Source organism: Solibacillus palustris (assembly GCF_022549215.1).
GTDB lineage: Bacteria > Bacillota > Bacilli > Bacillales_A > Planococcaceae > Solibacillus > Solibacillus daqui.
Map to the genome: position 1 here is coordinate 123,926 of NZ_JAKZFC010000007.1, position 19,150 is coordinate 143,075.

The following is a 19,150-nucleotide window of genomic DNA, read 5'->3' on the forward strand; positions in this document are numbered from 1 at the left end:
TCCATTAATATGGATTTACACCACCCTTCTTATTAAATAGGAAGATGAAAATACTAAAGAACATAATAATAAAACTAATAATTAACCCTAATGCTGATGAATATCCAAATTCAAATACTTCGAATCCTTGTTCGTAAATATAGAGGCTACTCGTTAACGTTGCATTCCCAGGACCTCCAGATGTCAGGACAAATACTTCATCAAACACACGTATCGCTGACATGAGGGAAATCAATGTGCAGAAAAACACATATGGTTTTAATAAAGGAATGGTGATTTTTCTAATGACTTGGAAGTTGCTTGCCCCATCTATCTTCGCTGCCTCAATGCAGTCTGTCGGAACTGCCTGTAAGCCTGCAAGATAAATCATCATATAATAGCCCAACCCTTTCCACAGGGTAATAAACATTACTGCCCAAAGTGCCGTATCCTTATCAGATAACCAACTGATTTTTTCATTTATAATGCCAATAGACAGTAGTATGTAGTTCAAAACCCCATTTGAACTCATTAACCAACCCCAAATAATCGAAACCGCAACCATCGATGTAACGACAGGAATATAAAAGGCAGCTCGGAAAAATTTAATCCCCGCTATCTTTCGATTGACTAATATCGCCATAAATATCGATATAATTTGAATAAAAGGAACAATAATCATATAAAACAGCGAATTTTTAACAGACGCAATAAAATTGACATCAGAAAATGCCCGTTTAAAGTTTTCAAACCCTACAAATTTTGTTTCGCCGATCACCGAATAATTTGTAAAGGCTAGAGGGACACTATAAATAATCGGCCAAAAGGTAAAAATAGCGAGCAATATGAGTCCTGGAGCCATAAATAACCATGCTGTTTGGACTTCTGAAAATCTACTTAATTTTGCAACTCTTTTCTGTTTCAAAGGACTTCCCTCCTATCGAAAATGGGCAGAAATGCATCTGCCCATTCGTTTTTTGTCTTTAGCGACTTAAAATATCGTTAATTTCTTTTTCAGCTGCATCCAATTCAGTATTAAGATCTTGTTCATTAATATAGATATTTTGCAGGCGCTTATTAAAGGCTTTATTTACATCATTCGCATTTTCAATACCTAGGTAAAAGTCCGACGCTTTATCTAAACTTTCAACAGATGCTGTTAATGCTTGCCCCTCTAATGTTCCATCGTTTTTATAGAAGAATTCATCCTTTGCAGCTGCTTTCGTTGAAGGCAGTGTACTTGCTACTTTAGAGAATGCCAATTGATTTGCATCGTTTGTTACATAGTGTGCAAATGCAGTTGCTGCTTCAACATTATCAGAAGCATTTGGTACAACTAGATTCATAGAGTTCGTAAAACGAATCCCTGCTTTTCCAAGTGGTGCTGGCACGGCAATCGTTTTCTTGTATACATCTGGTGAAGCCGTTTTTAATTGATTAATAAATGATGAACTCGAGATAATCATCGCTACTTGCTCACTACCAAATAGTTGAACTTGTTGGGCGAATGCAGGAATATCCTTAGGAATAACCCCTGCTTTAATTAGCTCTATATTGCTTTGGATATACGCTTTTACTTCATCATTATTAAATGCCGCTTTTCCTCCTTCAGCCACTTTGAACCCTTCTTCAAGAATAGAGCGCGTTTCCATCGTGAAAACATAACCGAAAGAACCCGTTTTTTCTTGAATTTGTTCACCCCAGTTAGCCAAATCTGCTTTTGTTTGTGGAGGATTATTAATATCTAGTCCAGCTTTTTCTACTAAGTCTGTGTTGATATAAAGCACAGGAATTCCTGTATACCAAGGCAATGCATATGCACCATTATCAACTACTGTAGAATTGTAGATTCCGTCAAAATAGATACTTCGCTGTTCTTCTGTTAATTGTTTATTAAAGTCTGTTAATGCACCTTTTGAAGCCATTTGACTTGCCAATTCAGTATTTAAATTGACAACATCTGGTGCTTGCTTACTCGCAATGCTTGTTAATAATTTATTTTGGATTGCGTCATACGGGAAGTCTTTCCAATCAATTTTTACACCTGGATTCTCTTTCTCATAATTCGCTATTAATTCATTAAAGTAATCATTAAATGTTGGTTGAAGAGAAATCGTCCAAAACTCGACAGACGTGTTTTCCACCTTGTCTTTCGGAGCTTCAACTTTCTTACCGGATTCTTCCGGAGCATCAACTTCTTTTCCGGATTCTTCCTCATTACACGCAGCTAAAATACCTAAAACAAAAATAAACATCATTGCTACTAATAGTACTTTTTTTAGTCCACTCATAACTTTCTCCCCCCATTATTTTTATACATTTCTACTAATTTCCCTACCTCCTAGTTTTTACTTGTTAACGCTTACAAGTAATCATAAACTACACTTTAGGATATGTAAATAATTTTCCGAATATTTTTAATTTTAGAAAATTTTTTACAGAATAAACGCTAACAACCCCTATCCATTGACAAAGTTATCCTTTTCAAGCAAATTAATAACAAGTAATGAGAATTATTTTCTAGTAGAAGGAGCAGCGCATATGATTGAAAAACTAGCGAACCATTTTCAAGTGGCTTTTACTACCGAATTCACACTTAAAGACACAAACAACTATTGGTTCCAAACAGAAGACGGGCAAATTTTTGGCCTTTTAAAATCCGCGCTTTCTGATGTCGAACTCGGCCTCTTACAATCATTATTTTTACAAATTGAGGATACAGAAGCGAATTCAAACACCGCAATTGTTCAATTACATTGGCAACAATTCTTATTCGGTCACTCAAACGACTTACCTTTTTCGGAAGATGTTGAATCCATTCGTTTTTTTTATTTTCGTTTGAAACAACCAATCATTGACCCGATTAACTTTGAAGAAGCGATTAAAGGGGCTTTCCAGCAACCGATCGTTCTATGGATTAACAATATGTATGGAATTATCATTGAAGAAAAACCGCAAAGTATTTTTGATAAAGAGGAATTTATCCAGTTAAGCGACACATTAACAAGTGACTTTCTTGTTGTTATTTATAGTTTTATCGGACAATTACATAAAGCAGATTTATTTTTAAAAGAAAAATTCAGTCTAGAAAAACAATGCTTTCAAGAACTTCTTCCTTATGTTGAACAAGAAAAAACAGTCCTATTTTATGAAGCTTTCCCTATGCTTTTAGTTACATCAGCACATTCAATCGATCAAAAAATACTCTCCAACCATTTAATAGAAAGTCTACAGGACGGAGAAATGCTACATACGTTAAAAGTGTTTTTACAATATAATTTGAATGCTTCTCTAGCCGCTAAAAGGTTGCATATTCATCGAAATAGCTTGCAATACCGTTTTGATAAATTAATCAATAAAACAGGTATTGACTGTCGAGAGTTCTCAAATGCAGCATTTCTAGCGCTTGTTATTCCATTATTGACCAGGAGAATCGATTAATTTCTCAGCAATAAACTAGTAGAACCTCCATATTAGTCAAATTGTTAAACGCGTTGCTAGCTACTGAAATGACTGAGGAGCCAATTTTGTACACATTGCCCTACAAATTATCAGAAATTTTTGTGCAGTTTGAATATTTACATTTGCCACTCATTTCCACTACACTATGTAAAACGCTTTCATTTTTAAGGGGGATATTGATAATGGCTGAACTCAAGTTAGAAAATATTTATAAAATTTATGAAAAAGATGTAACAGCGGTAAAAGATTTTAACCTTGAAATTAAAGATAAAGAGTTTATTGTTTTCGTTGGTCCATCGGGTTGTGGTAAATCGACGACACTGCGTATGGTGGCTGGTTTAGAGGAAATTTCAAAAGGTGAATTAATAATAGACGGAAAGCGGATGAATGATGTCGCGCCTAAAGACCGCGATATCGCGATGGTATTCCAAAACTATGCCCTCTATCCGCACATGAGTGTCTACGATAATATGGCATTTGGTCTAAAATTACGAAAGCTACCAAAAGATGAAATTGATCGTCGTGTAAAGGAAGCTGCCAAAATTTTAGATCTTGAGCAATACTTAGACCGTAAACCAAAAGCGTTATCGGGTGGTCAGCGTCAGCGTGTTGCTTTAGGACGTGCAATCGTTCGTGATGCAAGAGTTTTCTTAATGGATGAGCCATTATCAAATTTAGATGCAAAGCTTCGTGTACATATGCGTGCCGAAATCACTAAGCTTCATCAGCGATTACAAACAACTACCATTTATGTAACGCATGACCAAACAGAAGCAATGACAATGGCAACTAGACTTGTTGTTATGAAGGACGGTATTATTCAACAAGTTGGGACACCAAAAGATGTGTACGAACGACCGAATAATGTTTTTGTTGGTGGTTTTATTGGATCGCCTGCAATGAACTTCTTTACGGGTACCCTTTTAGACGGGAAAATCACTATTGGTAATGTTTCACTTTCCATCCCAAAAGAAAAAATGAACTATTTACGTGAGAAAGGTTATGTAAACAAAGAAATTACGATGGGGGTTCGCCCGGAGGATTTCAATACTGATCTTTCATTCACTGAAGGTTCTCCAGATTCTAAAATTGATGTAAAAATCGATGTAGCGGAATTACTCGGTGCAGAAACAATTCTTTACTCCGACATCGAGGGACAACCATTTATCTCGCGTGTCGATGCTTCCATAGATGTTAAACCAGGCGATGTTCTTACGGTGGCAATAAATATGGACAAAGCCCATTTCTTTGATAAAGAAACAGAAAATCGCATACATTTAGATCAAAACTAGAAAAATATGAGAGCACTTGTGAATAAACAGTAAGTTAATACTTTTTTGTTTAACTTCTATAGCAAATCCCCTTCTAAAAATTAGAGAAGGGGTTTTTTTTATTAGCAATCATTCTACTTTATCAGGCGTTTTGTGATGTAATTCGCGTTGTTACACGTTTAAGAAATACTACAGCCGAAGAAATTGCCGGTATGTAAATTGCACGGTAGGGGATTCGTTATAAACTAAAAGCCTTATACTTGAGTATAAGGCTTTCAAGATTTTAACTGTTAAAATCTATAAAAAATTAAAGAATCGGTGTTAATTCTGAGTGCACAAACCGTTGGGCATCAATGATAACTCCTGAAGCTGTTCGACCGTAAACGCTATATAATCCGCCAGTTTGGTTCGGAACAATTTCAACTTCATATTGAAACGCGCCTCCTAGACCCGGAGTTACAAAAGTAGAAGCATTTGCATTTGCAGCAAATGGTGTAGTAGATACTAGTTGTCTTGTTCCGTTAAGTTTAAAAACTCGGACTACTCCAGTAAGCAACCCTCCAGAGAGATTGAGAACTTTGATACGAACGTTAGTCGCATTAGCTGGTTGATTTCCTTGATTTTCAATTGGACCAGTAGTTAAAGGCATGTTAAATTCACCTCCTCAAAAGTAAAGGTTCATAATCTGCAGATTATATTTTCATAGTATGCAGTAAGTTGTTACATACTCTAGTCTTATTACTCATGTTTTTATAAAAAATAAAAATTTGTGGTTTGTTTAGTAGAAAATGTATCAATGGAAATCTGTAAACAAAGGTGAGCGAATATACCAAGACATATTACCGTAGTATGTACACCTAATCTGGTAAGAGTAATTTAGGCAACTGAACAGTATTCAAATGCTTTCAACTATAGTTATGGGCAATAAAAAAAAGCCATATATCCAATAATAGATAAATGGCTAAAATGTTAAATTGTTAAATTAAATTTCCATTTCAACCTTTTGCACAAACATGGCTGCACCTTTTACGACACCAGTTTCATTTAATTCGGAAAATTTAATTTGAATTCCTGTACCTATATCACGCCATATGTGCTTTTCGCATTTAGCAAGCACGACGTTTTGTATTTTAATATTTTTTTCTAATGCTTCTCCGGTTACAATGACCTCGTCTGGTTCATAGATACAAATTAAGTTGTTGATCGTAATCGCTAAATACGTTGCAATATGATCGATGAGTGGAATCGACCACTCTTCGTTTGCATGAATACCCTCCACAATTTTTTCAAGTGTGTTATATTCAGACCTTTGTGCTTCTGGAATAAATTGTTGCAAGGTATCTTCGCGCGTATAATTCGATAAACAACCACGATTACCACAGCTACATTGCTCGCCAAACGGATTAATTGTTAAATGGCTAATTTCACCGGCGTTATTTTTTAAACCTCGGTAAATTTCTCCATTTAAAATAATCGCTGCACCAATACCACTTCCGACCCCAATTAATATACTGTTTCTTTGAATTGGTTTAAAAAACTTACCGGATTCTGCAAATATTTGCATTTTTAATTCGTTGTCGATTGCAATTGTACATTGAAAATGCTGTGCCAAATCGTCCCTAACATGCTTATTCTTCCATTTAAATTGTTCTGAAATGATAACAATTCCGCGCTCCTGATCGATTCGCCCTGGTATACCAATACCAATTCCGAGTAAACGCTCTTGAGAAATTTGATTTGTCAAAATGAGTTTTTGAATTTCTAGAACTAAATTATCAATAATCCATTCATAGCTCTCACTACGCATTAATGGAGTTTCAACAAAATCTACCAGTTCACAACTGAAGTTTAATAAGCCAATTCGTAACTTTGAACGGTCTATTTCTACACCGATTGAGTAACGAGCTTCTGGGTTAACATTGATTAACGTTGGTCTTCTACCAATTGCCGTTTCTTCACTCATTGCTTCGATAATATAATCTTCCTCAATTAGCTCTTGGACAATGCGCGTAATTGTTGTAGGACTCATTTTCGTTATTTTGGCTAGTTGAATTCGAGAAATGGGTTCATGATTTCGAATTCTATCAAGTACAATTTTTCGATTTTGTTTTTTCATTTGTACTTGATCATGCTTTAACATTGTTGCGTCACCTCTTTATTTATACATCTGTATAAATTTTACTGCCTCCGAAATGTCCTGTATAGGGTTATTTTTCACTTCTCGTTCGATTGTTAAATACCCTGAATATCCGATTTCCTCTAGCATCGCAAAATACTGTTGAAAATCCACATCACCTTGCCCTAATGGTAGCTCTCTAAAAAAATCACCGTTTGCTACCATTTCTGCTATATTTTCATGCGATGTTTCGACATCGTTATGCAAATAACCGTATACATCCTTTGGGTTCGTTGGCTTTAGTTGAATGCCATCTTTGACATGGGTATGCACAATATAATCCTTTAATAATTTCACGCCTGCAACTGGGTCATCCTTTGTCACCATTACCATATTGGCAGGGTCAAAGTTTACCGAAACGCCCTTTGTCGATAGCTTATCTAAAAACTTTTTTAATGTTTGCGCTTTTTCTGGACCTGTTTCAATTGCAAAATAAGCCCCTTTTTCAGATGCGTATGTTCCTAATTCTTCACAGGCTGCTAACATTGTTGCATAAATTGGGTCATTTTCATCTTCTGGAATGATCCCGATATGCGTTGTGACAATTGTTGTTCCCAAATCTATTGCTAGATCTAATATTCTTTTCGATTTACGAATTTTTTCTGGATTTGCTTCTGCATCTTGAAAACCATGGCCACCTAAATCTCCACATAGTGCAGAGATTTCTAATCCTAGTGAATCGATATAGGCTTTTAATTCAAGTCGAGCTGCTTCGTTCATTACATCTGGATCTAAGTCGCCACTAACTGCATAAATTTGAACACCATCCGCACCCATTTCTTTTGCAGCATGTAAGCCTTCTTTTAGAGGGAGTTGTAAGCTATCAACAATGACACCAATTTTATTTTGAAGTTTCAAACTCATAATATACTTCCCTCCCTGTTTGTGCTGAAGTGTAGATGCCTTCAAGAATTTTCATAATTTCTACACCATCTTCCACCGGTGCTTCAGAAGGTTTGTTCTCTAATATTGCGTTAACAAAGCTATCAATCTCACTTTGGAACGCCGCGTTAAAGTCAAACGTTAAATAATCGATTTGTGGATGAACATTTAATATTGTATCGAATTCTTCCGCAACAATTTTTAACTCTGGCTCTAGCTCAGCTCCACCTTTTGTACCGAATAACTTTACACTAAGTTCATTTTGGGTTGCATGCAATGTATAGGAAACATCGACCATTAACGATGCACCATTTTCAAACGTAATGATGGCATTTGCCAAATCTTCGACAGAATTTTTTGAGGCATCATAATCCGCTGTCTTATAAAACGAAAGATTTTTGACATTGCTTCGGTTACCTAAATTTTTATACGTGTTGCCAGATACTTTTGCTACTTTTGGTTTCCCCATTAAGTACCAACAAATATCAATAATATGGACACCTAAATCGATTAACGGTCCACCACCCGATTTTTCGACATCAGCAAACCAGCCACCTGGATTCCCTAAACGTCGATTACAAGTTGCTTTTGCATAATAGATTTCGCCAAGTCTTCCTGCATCTACAAATTGCTTCAACACTTTTGTATTTGTTGCAAATCGACGTACATAGCCAACTTGGAATACTTTTTGTGCCTTTTGCGCAGCCGCTTGAATTTCTAAGCTTTCGGCATATGTCATCGCGAGTGGCTTTTCGACTAACACATGGAGGCCGCTTTCTAACGCGCGAATGGCCAATGGTGCATGCGTATTATTCCATGTACAAATGCTAACTGCTTGAAGTGCTTCATCTGAAAACAATTCATCTAAGCTCTCATAAACTTTTGTTGCACCGAATTGCTGTGCCTTATCCTTTGCTCGTTCAAGGGAAACATCGTAAACACCGAATAGTTCAGCGTTTGCGTTTTTTTCGTAAGACCCTAAATGTAAGTCTGAAATCGACCCCGTACCAATTACAGCAACTTTTAATTTACTCATGCTTTCACTTCCTCCGCAATTACACATTCATTCCATAAACGCTTTAAGTTTTCCATGCCAAGTTTTGAACCTAGCGCGCAATCTTCCATTCCTTCAAATTCAACTGTTAAATACCCATCGTAGCCAGAACCTTTTACAATTTTAATTACTTCACGCATTTTGATATCCCCATGACCGATAATTGCGCCGCGGATGTAATTATCTTGTACTGTGCGGAACCATTCGCCACCACCTGGGTTTTCATAATATGGGCGGATGTAAAAATCTTTAAAATGAACGCGTGCAGCATACGGTATGTTTTTTTGCACCCCTACTAACGGTTCTTCATCAATGCATAGGAAATTTCCTACATCAAGCGTTGTTTTGAAATTATCGCGATTGACTGCGTGAATTAATGATTGCACACGGTCACTTGTTTGCACATTAAAGCCATGGTTTTCAATTGTCGTTGTAATACCAAATTGATTTGCATAATCTGCCAGCATTTGGCTACCGCGTACCATTTTATCAAAATGCTTATTGTAAAAATGAATGGATGTATCTTCTTTTGGAATTGTAAACAATGTTACATCATGGCGTAGTACTTTAATGCCCATGAAATGAATGACATCGATATGTTTCTTTAAACGTTCTACTTCTTCTAGTAATGCTTCCTCTGTATCATGCACAAAGTTCGCTGGTAATGAATAGCCTGATAGTTCTAAACCTAGCTCTGCAGCTGTGTCTCTAATTTGACCCGCTAATTCATAGTTATCAACTACAGTAAATTCGTATGGCACTAGTTCAACGTGCTCTCCGCCATTTTCCTTTACCCAATGTAAAACATCGATTACGTTCATTTCACCTGAACGCATTTTTTTAATCATGCTATAAGTACTTAATCCAATTTTCATAATTCTCTCTCCTCAGTTTGTAGTTTATGCTTCCTGTTCATTCAATTACGTCTCGACGTAATCGCGTCCAGATTTTTTCGAGAACACTCGAAAAACTCCACTAAAAAATCTGTGACATCCGCTGGGGCGTAACTTGATTCAGTCGTGATTTAAGCCGCTACTGAATAACAACCCTATCTGACATTCATCCTCGATTATAAAAGTAGCGAACTTCTACTGAATCGAGTTAACTAAATGACAGGCAACCGCCTGCTGTGAATTCACTTGCTGAATGTCCGGAATTTTACTTTTGCAAATATCCATCGCATATGGGCAACGCGTGTGGAATGTGCAGCCTGATGGTGGATTTTTAGGATTCGGAATATCCCCAGTTAAAATAATTTTTTCTCGGCGCAATGTTGGGTCTGCGATTGGAACAGATGATAATAATGCTTTTGTGTAGGGATGAAGTGGATTATTAAATATCGCTTCCTTATCCCCTTGTTCCACAATTGTTCCTAAATACATTACTCCTACACGATGGCTAATATGTTCGACAACACTTAAATCATGAGAGATAAATAAAAAGGAAACATTATATTCCTGCTGCAAACGCTTTAGTAAATTTAAAATTTGTGATTGAATCGACACATCTAGCGCTGAAACGGGTTCATCTGCAATAATTAATTTCGGCTTTGTAATTAGTGCCCGTGCAATGCCGATACGCTGACGCTGACCACCACTAAATTCATGGGCATAGCGATTTGCCTGTTCCACATTCAGTCCTACGATCTCCAACATTTCATAGACCAGCTTTTCTCGTTCTTGCTTATTCAGCTTCGTATGAATTACTAATGGCTCTGCAATTAAATCCTTTACCTTCATTCGTGGATTTAATGACGCATACGGGTCTTGGAAAATCATTTGCACTGTTTCACGTAATTGTGTTAGCTCACTGTATTTTGCTTTGGCGATATCATTGCCATTGACGAAAATTTTGCCTTCTGTTGGGTCAATCAATCTTGTGATCAGTCGACCAGTCGTGGATTTACCGCATCCACTCTCGCCTACTAAACTAAACGTTTCCCCTTCCTTAATATCAAAGGATACATCTAATACAGCATTGACGAATTCCTTCTTTTCAAATAATCCCCCTGCCACTTGAAACTGCTTTTTCAAACTTTGAACTGAAATAATATTCGTCATATTAACCATTCACATCCTTTGTTTCATAAAGCCAGCATGCACACTTCGCATCGCTGCCTACGCTATACACGGGGGGCTCTTGTTTTAAGCATTTTTCAATTGACTTGTCACAGCGCGGTGCAAATTTACAGCCCATTGGCATATTCATCGGTGATGGAACCTGGCCTTTAATAGAATCTAATTCTTCCTTCTTCTCTCCTAGCTTTGGCACAGATGCAATGAGCCCTTGTGTGTACGGATGCTTTGGACTAGCAAAAAGCTCAAATACACTCGCTTCTTCTACAACTTCACCTGCATACATGACAACTACACGGTCACACATTTCAGCAACAATACCTAAATCATGCGTGATTAATAATATCGCAGTTTCATTTTCATCCTTTAAATTTCGCATTAACTGCAGAATCTGTGCCTGTATCGTTACGTCAAGAGCCGTTGTTGGTTCATCGGCAATTAGCAAGCTTGGATGACAAGCCATTGCAATGGCTATCATTACACGCTGCCTCATCCCCCCTGATAATTGGTGAGGGTGCTCATTCATTATTTCCTCTGCACGCCCAATACCAACCTTTTTGAGCATATCAATAGCATGGAGCTCACTTTCCTTTTTGCTTAGTCCTAAATGCAATTGAATGACTTCTGTTAGTTGTCTACCAATTTTCATAACAGGGTTTAATGATGTCATCGGCTCCTGAAAAATCATTGATAAATTTTTCCCACGAAGTTTTCGCATTTCCTTTTCTGATAAGGTAGTAAGTTCTTGACCGTCAAATTTTATCGAGCCATTGTTTATCTTTCCGGTTGTACCATGAAACAGGCGCATGATTGATAAGGATGTAATGCTTTTTCCGCTACCCGATTCGCCTACTAAGCCCAGCACTTCCCCTTTTCGAATCGAAAAATTGACACCACGTAAGATTTTTATTTGTTGTTTATCACGTTGAAAGGATGTCTCTAATTGTTGAACTTCTAATAAAGATTGTGCCATTTGCATCCTCCTTTAATTATTCTTTGTTTTAGGATCTAGTACATCACGTAGGCCATCACCTATTAAGTTAAATGCCAAAACGGTTAAAAAGATGGCAATTCCAGGCATTAAAACAAGATGGGTATTCGTTCCTAAATAATCTCGCCCACTACTTAGCATCACACCCCATTCAGGTGTTTCAGGGCTTGCACCTAAACCTAAGAAGCTTAAACTTGATGCTGCTAAAATAGCTGTACCTACACGCATTGTTACAAAGATAATTAGCTCACTTATTGTTTCCGGAAAAATGTGCTTAAAAATGATCCGTGTTCGTGAAGCACCCATCGAACGTGCCGCTTCTACATAGACATTTTCTTTTGCATTTAATGTAGCCCCACGCACTAATCTCGCAAAGGACGGAATACTAAAAATCATTACGGCAATAATTACGTTGTTAATGCCTGGTCCTAAAATGGCTACGATGGCAATGGCTAATAATAAATCCGGGAATGAGAACAATACATCACAAAAACGCATAATAATTTTGTCTACCCATCCACCGAAAAAACCACTAATTAATCCAATAACTGTCCCTAAAATTAAGCCTAAAAATACCGCACTAAAGCTGACAAGAAGTGAAATTTTTGACCCGACAATGAGGCGACTGAAAATATCACGTCCATATTCATCAGTCCCTGCAAAATGAGCCATGCTCGGACCTTCTAATATTGCATCGTAATTTGGTTCGTACGGGTCATATGGCGCTACATATGGTCCAATAAAAGCAATGGCTATCAATAATAAAATGAAGCTGCTTGCGATTAATGCTACTTTTTTTTGTCGGAAATTTTTCCAAAATTCTTTCACAGGTGAGTATTTTATCACCTTTTGTTGGCGTTCTTGATTTTCTATAATAGTAGTTGACACAAGTAAGCCTCCTTATGAATTCAACTGAATTTTCGGATTTAAAATTTTGTAGAGTACATCTACAATTAAGTTCACTAAAATAAATTCCAATGCAAATAATAATAACGCAGACTGGATAACAGGATAATCACGGAATGCGATGGAATCGATTAATAAACGCCCCATTCCTGGGAAACTAAATACGGTTTCAACGACAACGGAACCACCTAATAAAAAGCCGAATTGTAGCCCAGCAATCGTTACTACGGAAATTAAAGAGTTTCGTAATGCATGACCAAAAATCACTGTTTTTTCTGATAAGCCTTTTGCCCGGCTCGTTCGAATATAATCCGCTTGTAATGTTTCTAATAATGAAGATCTTGTAAAACGAGCAATCATAGACATAATACCTGCGCCCAATGTAATCGAGGGTAAAATATAGCTCTGTAAGCTGTCGATTCCACCAGTTGGAAGCCAACCTAACTGCACTGAGAAAAATTGAATTAATAGTAACCCTAACCAGAACCCTGGAAGAGAAATACCGGATACAGCTACAATCATCCCCAAATAATCAGGCCATCTATTTTTAAATACAGCCGTTAATACACCAATTAACAACCCAAATATCGTTGCCCAAATCATTGCGAAAAATGTTAAATAAACAGACGGCATAAATCTTGTTTTAAACATGTCAATTACAGGTAAGCCCGTCGTTAATGATGTGCCAAGATTGCCCGTAACCATGTTTTTCATATAGTCGAAATATTGTGTAATAACTGGTTTGTTCAAGCCTAATTCTTGTCGTACATTTTCTACTTCTTCAAGCGTGGCATCCTTTCCAGCTACTAAACGTGCCGGATCCCCAGGAATTAAATGAATAAATAAAAATGTCACAATGGACACAACAATTAAAATTGGAATAACCTCTACCAATCTTCGAGAAATAAACTTAAGCACCGATAATCCCCCCTTTTCACCACCGAAATATGTAAGAGACGGAAGCTATTGCTACCGCCCCCTAACATTAATAATTATTTAACTTTTGCATCTCGAACGTCTAAGCCACCGCCAGGATTCACAATTACGCCACTTACATCCGAACGTACTCCATAGACAATTTCATCAACCCCTAAGAAAATCCATGGCGCACTAGCATAAACTTCTTCTTGCAGTTGTCCATACAAGTCTTCTTGCTTCGATTGATCTGAAATTGAGTTTGCTTCATCCATTAGCTTATCTGCTGTTGGATTGTTGTAATATGCAGTGTTTGCACTGTTAGGAGGGAACGAGCTACTATGGAATAATGGTTTTGTTGCATTTGTCACATCAGATGGATAAGCAGACCAACTTACATACCACATCATCAGTTTTGCTTCTTCTGGTGTTTGTGCACCATAAATTTCGTCTGATAATGTTGCTTCCTCCATTGATTTAATCTCAACTTTTACGTTAATTTTACTTAATTGTTGTTGAATGAATTGCATACCTTTCATCGTATCCGAGTTGGTATTGCCCCAGATTTCAATTTCAAAACCATCTGGATAGCCAGCTTCTGCTAATAAAGATTTCGCTTTTTCAACATCAAAGTTATACATTTCTTGCTTTTTATAGAAAATCGTTTTTGATGGAATAATTGAATCTAAAGGTAAACCTAAGCCTGAATTTACTACTTTTATAAATGCATCTTTATCCACAGCGTGGTTTAAAGCAAGACGCACTTTTTCATTATTTAATGGCTCTTTAAATGTATTTAAAGATACATAGCGTGCAATTGTTGAAGGCACCTGATTAATTTCAACATCTTTGTTGCTATTTAATTCATTAATATTTTGAGGTGGTACAGGATAAATAACATCTGCTTCACCTGTTTTTAACATGGCTACGCGTGAACCATTTTCAGGTACGGGTTTATACGTAATTTTCGATACACGATCTGCGCCATCCCAATAATCTTCATTGCGCTCAACTGTTAAGTGATCCCCTTGAATCCATTCAACAAATTTGTATGGACCTGTTCCAACAACTGACTTTGGAATTTCAGCAGCCTGTTCCTTAATCATTTTCGGACTAATCATCTTCGCTGCAGCAAAGCGCGTAATCATCGGTCCGTATGGTTCTGTTAGCGTTACTTTCACTTCGTAATCGCTTACAACATCCACTGACTTTACAATATTAAATCCACGTGAATACAAACGTAATTTTTCATCATTCATAATTCGTTCCACGTTCACTTTTACTGCTTCTGCATTGAATGCTTCACCGTCATGGAATTGAACGCCCTCACGTAATTTGAATGAATACTCTAATGCATCATCGCTTACATTATATTCAGTCGCTAACACGTTAATAATATTTCCTTCGCCATCATAACCAAGTAAGCCCTCTAACATTGCACTTTGAACTGAGTTAGAGTTCGTATCCCCTGTGTTATGTGGATCCATTGAAATGAAATTCTCATTTACTGCGATAACAATTTCATCGGAATTCTCACCTGTAGTTGTATCTTTAGAATAAGTTGTTTCACTTTTTGTGCTTGAATCAGTAGCGCTATCATTAGATGCACTATTGCTGTCATCAGAAGAACATGCAACTAAAAATAACATTACAACAAGTAGCCATGCTAAATTTTTTACATACTTCATTTCTCCTACACCCCTTAGTAATTTTATATAAATATCTCTACATAAAGTAGAAATATAAATACCTAATATTAATTTATTCCAGTGAAGAAAATAATTAATTAACAATAAATTAGCATAACAAAAACAGAATATCAACTATTTTTAGAATATTTAAAATTAATAGTTTACTTATCGTTTGCATTTGCCTACACAGCGCAATTTAGAAATTTAATAATTATTATGTTAGACCTAGCATTGAGCAAATTTATTTTAAATAAATAGATCAAGTGCCATCTACTTATTTTCGGCGGGCTACGGCATGACCGCGTTAGAGCCATGTCGTACATGTCTCTACCACTGTCACTAATGCCGCATGCAAGGCCCGCCAAACTAAAATGTTACTTTTCCCCATATAGTTAAGAGCGCAAAATGCTGCTGCTTGCGCTATCGCGAGGCAGCGGTGATGAATAAAATTTTACGCTGTATACAATATTGTATCTTTGATTAAAAGTTAGCTACGGCAATAAAATTAGCTACTTTTATTGAATCAAAATAAAATCATACTTAGACTAACTTTTACTTTATTTCAATAACAGCGCTTGATTCACCAAACTTTATTCAAAATCTTTGTTATAAAAACCAACTTTAGTTTGATAGTTGAGTACCGCGAAGTGAAGTAAGGCTCAAATGCCGTATGGTTTGAGCCTTGCTTTGCGACGAAAACGTAGCGACAGGAGCACATTTCTTACGGCGACTCCTGAGACCTGCGTGTGTGCGAAAAAAAACAACGTTGCTCCTGCGGTTCTTAGTCGCTAAACGTTTGTCAACACTTTGAAGCCACGCCCCCAGGAAAAAGTGGATCGAAAGCTAAGAGCGCCACATCGTGTGGCAACGCATTCATGACCAACATCGTGTTGGCCCCCCGTAGCGTAGCAGAACGGATTTTATTAAATAAATGCAATTGGTTCCAAATTCTGTATTGAAAAATGCTCGTTATGAGTTAGACTATAAATAGTGTCTGAAATGAATGAGGGATTTTAATGCAACAACAGATTTTACTTGTCGATCCAAATACACAATGGACGGAGAAGTTAGCGGCTTTTTTAAGTGAAAATAGTTTTATTGTCACCGTTACTTCCTCTGCCGAACAGGCGATGGAAATATTTCATCAATCTTATCCTTGCATGGTTATTATGGAGTTAAAGTTGCCAAACGGTTCAGGCGAGATGTTTTGTAAGTGGATTCGTGCCAATCAAACGGCCGATGTTTCGATTATTATGGTAACCGAAAAAAATCATGTGGAAGATAAAATTAATGGCTTAACAATAGGTGCAGATGATTATTTAACGAAGCCCGTGTATTTAGAGGAATTGCTGGCACATATGCATGCTGTACTACGGCGTACTGGTTTATTTTGTCAAAAAATTATTCACAATGGGCTGTGCATCAAACCGCGCAAAGGTGAGGTGTATTTAAATGGCGCACCGATTCAGTTAACAAAGCATGAATTTATGCTTCTATATTATTTGATGGACCATCCTAATCAGATTATTTCACGAGAGGCGTTAATAGAACAATTATATCCGAATATTGAAAAGGAAATTTTCGATCGTTCAATCGATGCACATATAAAAAAATTGCGTGCCAAAATTGAAGTAGACCGCAAACAGCCAAAACGCATTGTAACCGTACGTGGCGAGGGCTATAAATACATACCAGATGAAGAACAAAAGCGCTAAAGCGCCTGTTCAGCCCCGAGTGGGCATAACACCACATCCATGTGGCATGCCCCCAATGACTCACATCGTGTGAGCCTCAGACATTGGAGGACCCGACGCAAAAGTAAACGTTCCACCACTTTTGCAGGAGGGATCGAAATGGCCGAGGGGCTGGCGCTTTAGCCTAGACGTAAGATGAATTTTTGTAAAAGTTATCCACAATGCGATAATTTAAAGTATCCTTAACAATAAAAAAAGGCTGTGCAAACGAATTCGATTTGCACAGCCTTCATTTTCTTTATTGATAATCTACTAAAACTTCTGCCCAATCAATCGTGCCATTTTGTGCTTGCTCACGGCGTTCTTTCGTCATAATATCTGACGGTTTATCCCCTTTAGGCCAGTCTGTATCATGCTTGCCCCACTCTGGACGGTCTTGCGTTAAAATGTAGGCCGCTAAGTCTGATGATTCTTGATCTGTTAATGTCATCTCCTGACCAACTGGCATATAAGCCTGAATAAAGCCTGCCATTTTCGACATACGCGCTAAGCCTGCTCCATCGTTAAAGGATGTTTCGCCCCAAAGTGCCGGACCTGTATTGGCACCTATACCTGAACCATCTGCTGCGTGACATGAAATACATGATTTATTGAATAATTGCTCACCGTCTTGAACATTCGGTGTTGGTACTTGCTTTAAATCGACTGATTTTGCCCATGGTCGTTTTTGCCCTGGCTCTACATCTTCAGATATATAATCAAAGTAAGCGACCATTGCTTCTAGTTCCTTAGAATCCGCTTCAAATGGCTTTCCGTTCATACTACGCACCATACAACCATTAATTCGTTTTTCAATTGTCACAATATCCCCTGCGCGTGCGATATATTTTGGATAATCAGCCTGTACCCCAACTAATGATGCAACTGTATCCAACCCTGCACCCGCATGACAGCTCGTACAAGATAAATTCGCGCCAACCTTGTCTTCCGCATAAACATGAGTCTCATTCACTAAATTATAACCGTAAATAATTTCATCTAATTTTTCATGATCTTTTGGAATGTCTGCCATATTAATTTCAGGGAATTTGGGTTCTCTCTCTTGTGCCAATGCCATTGCATTTTTTTGTTCTACAAGCTCAGTAGTTGGTGCCGGATCAACGCTAATAAATGTGTTGTACACTCCTACACCTAACCCTATGGAAATAAATATACCTATAATTGCTGCAACTACACTTTTCATTGCGCTCCCTCCTTTGACCATAGTTTACGAAACGATGTAACAAAAAGGAGCAAAATTTCCAAGTCGTCGCAATGCTTTCAAGAGAATATTACAATGTTATTTCAATAGCATAATTTTCATCAAATTTTCACATTAGGGGTGTACCGTGTTATAGAAAAATTTTAATTTCCTACTAATTGTCGTGATTCCAGCAAAAAACAAGCATGTTTAATATGAAGCCTTTTCCATTTTGAACCGAAAATTGATTAGAATAGGAGAGATTTTTCATGAAAAACAAATTAGGTTCAAGCGTAATCGGCAAAATAAGCTGGATGATTGCTTTTTTACTTGTCGTTTACGGAAGTATCATTATCAACAATCAAGCTAAAGCTTTCTCTAGCGCTACATATAATCTCACTCCGTACTTATGTGCATCTGCCATTACATCGATTATCATCGGTTCCTATATCGCACTTCTTTTCTTAAAGCAATTAAAGCTACAGTTCAACACGAGCCTATTCGTTTGTGTGACGATTCCATGCCTTGTTTTGACATTGTATTATCCAGTACTTGTAATCGCCCAAACATTCCTTGAAAATTTTCAATTCTTAGTCCCACATCAATTGGTACGCTTAACATCCGAAAATATTTTTGGTGTGGTAGCGGGATTGACGCTTGTTTTAAGTGTGTTTAAATGGAAGGATTGAATCATTTTATGATTAAAGGAAGATATTTCAGAAAAGAAATTACGAGCAAGATTTCAGCTATATTTTTGAAAATGATTGAACACATTCACTTTAAAAAATCCCCACAAAATAATTCGGAAGCGTGT

The 19,150-nt window shown here is 37.2% G+C and carries 17 protein-coding genes; 4 read left to right on the forward strand and 13 right to left on the reverse strand.

The window, feature by feature from the left end; genetic code table 11:
• Window positions 1–4 precede the first annotated feature (4 nt).
• Both LZ480_RS16085 and LZ480_RS16090 read right to left on the reverse strand, forming a co-directional pair.
• A complete protein-coding gene (locus tag LZ480_RS16085; protein WP_241370566.1) occupies window positions 5–904 on the reverse strand; it encodes a carbohydrate ABC transporter permease in 900 nt (299 codons plus the stop codon).
• 58 nt (window positions 905–962) lie between these two features.
• The gene (locus tag LZ480_RS16090; protein WP_241370567.1) at window positions 963–2,270 is read right to left on the reverse strand and encodes an ABC transporter substrate-binding protein; all 1,308 of its coding nucleotides are present in this window, start codon (window positions 2,268–2,270) and stop codon (window positions 963–965) included.
• A 250-nt stretch (window positions 2,271–2,520) separates the two neighbouring features.
• Between LZ480_RS16090 and LZ480_RS16095 the strand changes: the two genes are divergently transcribed.
• A complete protein-coding gene (locus LZ480_RS16095) occupies window positions 2,521–3,420 on the forward strand; it encodes a helix-turn-helix domain-containing protein (RefSeq protein WP_241370568.1) in 900 nt (299 codons plus the stop codon).
• 203 nt (window positions 3,421–3,623) lie between these two features.
• The gene (locus LZ480_RS16100) at window positions 3,624–4,733 is read left to right on the forward strand and encodes an ABC transporter ATP-binding protein (RefSeq protein WP_241370569.1); all 1,110 of its coding nucleotides are present in this window, start codon (window positions 3,624–3,626) and stop codon (window positions 4,731–4,733) included.
• Window positions 4,734–5,019: 286 nt separating this feature from the next.
• Here LZ480_RS16100 and LZ480_RS16105 read toward each other — a convergent pair whose 3' ends face one another.
• The 10 genes from LZ480_RS16105 to LZ480_RS16150 form a co-directional block, all read right to left on the reverse strand.
• Complete coding sequence (locus LZ480_RS16105) at window positions 5,020–5,361, reverse strand: ATPase (protein ID WP_241370570.1); 342 nt, start codon at window positions 5,359–5,361, stop codon at window positions 5,020–5,022.
• Between the two features lie 333 nt (window positions 5,362–5,694).
• Window positions 5,695–6,852, reverse strand: coding sequence for an ROK family transcriptional regulator (locus tag LZ480_RS16110; protein ID WP_241370571.1), 1,158 nt, complete (start codon window positions 6,850–6,852; stop codon window positions 5,695–5,697).
• 15 nt (window positions 6,853–6,867) lie between these two features.
• Window positions 6,868–7,752 (reverse strand): sugar phosphate isomerase/epimerase family protein, encoded by an 885-nt coding sequence (locus tag LZ480_RS16115; protein WP_241370572.1) that lies wholly within the window; start codon window positions 7,750–7,752, stop codon window positions 6,868–6,870.
• Window positions 7,730–8,806 (reverse strand): Gfo/Idh/MocA family protein, encoded by a 1,077-nt coding sequence (locus tag LZ480_RS16120; protein WP_241370573.1) that lies wholly within the window; start codon window positions 8,804–8,806, stop codon window positions 7,730–7,732. The genes LZ480_RS16115 and LZ480_RS16120 overlap by 23 nt, the downstream gene beginning before the upstream one ends.
• On the reverse strand, window positions 8,803–9,699 hold the full coding sequence (locus tag LZ480_RS16125; RefSeq protein WP_241370574.1) for a sugar phosphate isomerase/epimerase family protein: 897 nt from the start codon (window positions 9,697–9,699) through the stop codon (window positions 8,803–8,805). The genes LZ480_RS16120 and LZ480_RS16125 overlap by 4 nt, the downstream gene beginning before the upstream one ends.
• Window positions 9,700–9,912: 213 nt before the next feature.
• Window positions 9,913–10,893, reverse strand: coding sequence for an ABC transporter ATP-binding protein (locus LZ480_RS16130; RefSeq protein ID WP_408641628.1), 981 nt, complete (start codon window positions 10,891–10,893; stop codon window positions 9,913–9,915).
• On the reverse strand, window positions 10,886–11,872 hold the full coding sequence (locus LZ480_RS16135; protein ID WP_241370576.1) for an ABC transporter ATP-binding protein: 987 nt from the start codon (window positions 11,870–11,872) through the stop codon (window positions 10,886–10,888). Before LZ480_RS16135 ends, LZ480_RS16130 begins: the two co-directional genes overlap by 8 nt.
• 12 nt (window positions 11,873–11,884) lie before the next feature.
• Window positions 11,885–12,778 carry an ABC transporter permease gene (locus LZ480_RS16140; RefSeq protein ID WP_408641629.1) on the reverse strand — a complete coding sequence of 298 codons (894 nt, stop codon included), beginning with the start codon at window positions 12,776–12,778 and terminating at the stop codon, window positions 11,885–11,887.
• Between the two features lie 12 nt (window positions 12,779–12,790).
• The gene (gene nikB / locus LZ480_RS16145; RefSeq protein ID WP_241370577.1) at window positions 12,791–13,714 is read right to left on the reverse strand and encodes a nickel ABC transporter permease; all 924 of its coding nucleotides are present in this window, start codon (window positions 13,712–13,714) and stop codon (window positions 12,791–12,793) included.
• 74 nt (window positions 13,715–13,788) lie between these two features.
• Window positions 13,789–15,399: a glutathione ABC transporter substrate-binding protein gene (locus LZ480_RS16150; RefSeq protein ID WP_241370578.1), complete on the reverse strand. Its 1,611-nt coding sequence runs from the start codon at window positions 15,397–15,399 to the stop codon at window positions 13,789–13,791.
• Between the two features lie 1,019 nt (window positions 15,400–16,418).
• Here LZ480_RS16150 and LZ480_RS16155 point away from each other — a divergent pair.
• Entirely contained in the window at window positions 16,419–17,117 is a 699-nt protein-coding gene (locus LZ480_RS16155; protein WP_241370579.1) for a response regulator transcription factor, read from the forward strand.
• Between the two features lie 277 nt (window positions 17,118–17,394).
• On the opposite strand, the gene LZ480_RS16160 is transcribed toward LZ480_RS16155, so the two are convergent.
• A complete protein-coding gene (locus LZ480_RS16160; RefSeq protein WP_241370580.1) occupies window positions 17,395–18,339 on the reverse strand; it encodes a c-type cytochrome in 945 nt (314 codons plus the stop codon).
• Between the two features lie 266 nt (window positions 18,340–18,605).
• Here LZ480_RS16160 and LZ480_RS16165 point away from each other — a divergent pair, with 266 nt between their 5' ends.
• Complete coding sequence (locus tag LZ480_RS16165) at window positions 18,606–19,025, forward strand: hypothetical protein (RefSeq protein WP_241370581.1); 420 nt, start codon at window positions 18,606–18,608, stop codon at window positions 19,023–19,025.
• Window positions 19,026–19,150: the final 125 nt, after the last annotated feature.

What these genes read in the sequence shown, in the direction of transcription:
- LZ480_RS16125 (WP_241370574.1), bottom strand. Translation starts at nt 9,699, where the DNA reads ATGAAAATTGGATTAAGTACTTATAGCATGATTAAAAAAATGCGTTCA.
- LZ480_RS16120 (WP_241370573.1), bottom strand. Translation starts at nt 8,806, where the DNA reads ATGAGTAAATTAAAAGTTGCTGTAATTGGTACGGGGTCGATTTCAGAC.
- LZ480_RS16100 (WP_241370569.1), top strand. Translation starts at nt 3,624, where the DNA reads ATGGCTGAACTCAAGTTAGAAAATATTTATAAAATTTATGAAAAAGAT.
- LZ480_RS16130 (WP_408641628.1), bottom strand. Translation starts at nt 10,893, where the DNA reads ATGGTTAATATGACGAATATTATTTCAGTTCAAAGTTTGAAAAAGCAG.
- LZ480_RS16115 (WP_241370572.1), bottom strand. Translation starts at nt 7,752, where the DNA reads ATGAGTTTGAAACTTCAAAATAAAATTGGTGTCATTGTTGATAGCTTA.
- LZ480_RS16105 (WP_241370570.1), bottom strand. Translation starts at nt 5,361, where the DNA reads ATGCCTTTAACTACTGGTCCAATTGAAAATCAAGGAAATCAACCAGCT.
- LZ480_RS16150 (WP_241370578.1), bottom strand. Translation starts at nt 15,399, where the DNA reads ATGAAGTATGTAAAAAATTTAGCATGGCTACTTGTTGTAATGTTATTT.
- LZ480_RS16135 (WP_241370576.1), bottom strand. Translation starts at nt 11,872, where the DNA reads ATGGCACAATCTTTATTAGAAGTTCAACAATTAGAGACATCCTTTCAA.
- LZ480_RS16165 (WP_241370581.1), top strand. Translation starts at nt 18,606, where the DNA reads ATGAAAAACAAATTAGGTTCAAGCGTAATCGGCAAAATAAGCTGGATG.
- LZ480_RS16095 (WP_241370568.1), top strand. Translation starts at nt 2,521, where the DNA reads ATGATTGAAAAACTAGCGAACCATTTTCAAGTGGCTTTTACTACCGAA.
- LZ480_RS16160 (WP_241370580.1), bottom strand. Translation starts at nt 18,339, where the DNA reads ATGAAAAGTGTAGTTGCAGCAATTATAGGTATATTTATTTCCATAGGG.
- LZ480_RS16110 (WP_241370571.1), bottom strand. Translation starts at nt 6,852, where the DNA reads ATGTTAAAGCATGATCAAGTACAAATGAAAAAACAAAATCGAAAAATT.
- LZ480_RS16090 (WP_241370567.1), bottom strand. Translation starts at nt 2,270, where the DNA reads ATGAGTGGACTAAAAAAAGTACTATTAGTAGCAATGATGTTTATTTTT.
- LZ480_RS16155 (WP_241370579.1), top strand. Translation starts at nt 16,419, where the DNA reads ATGCAACAACAGATTTTACTTGTCGATCCAAATACACAATGGACGGAG.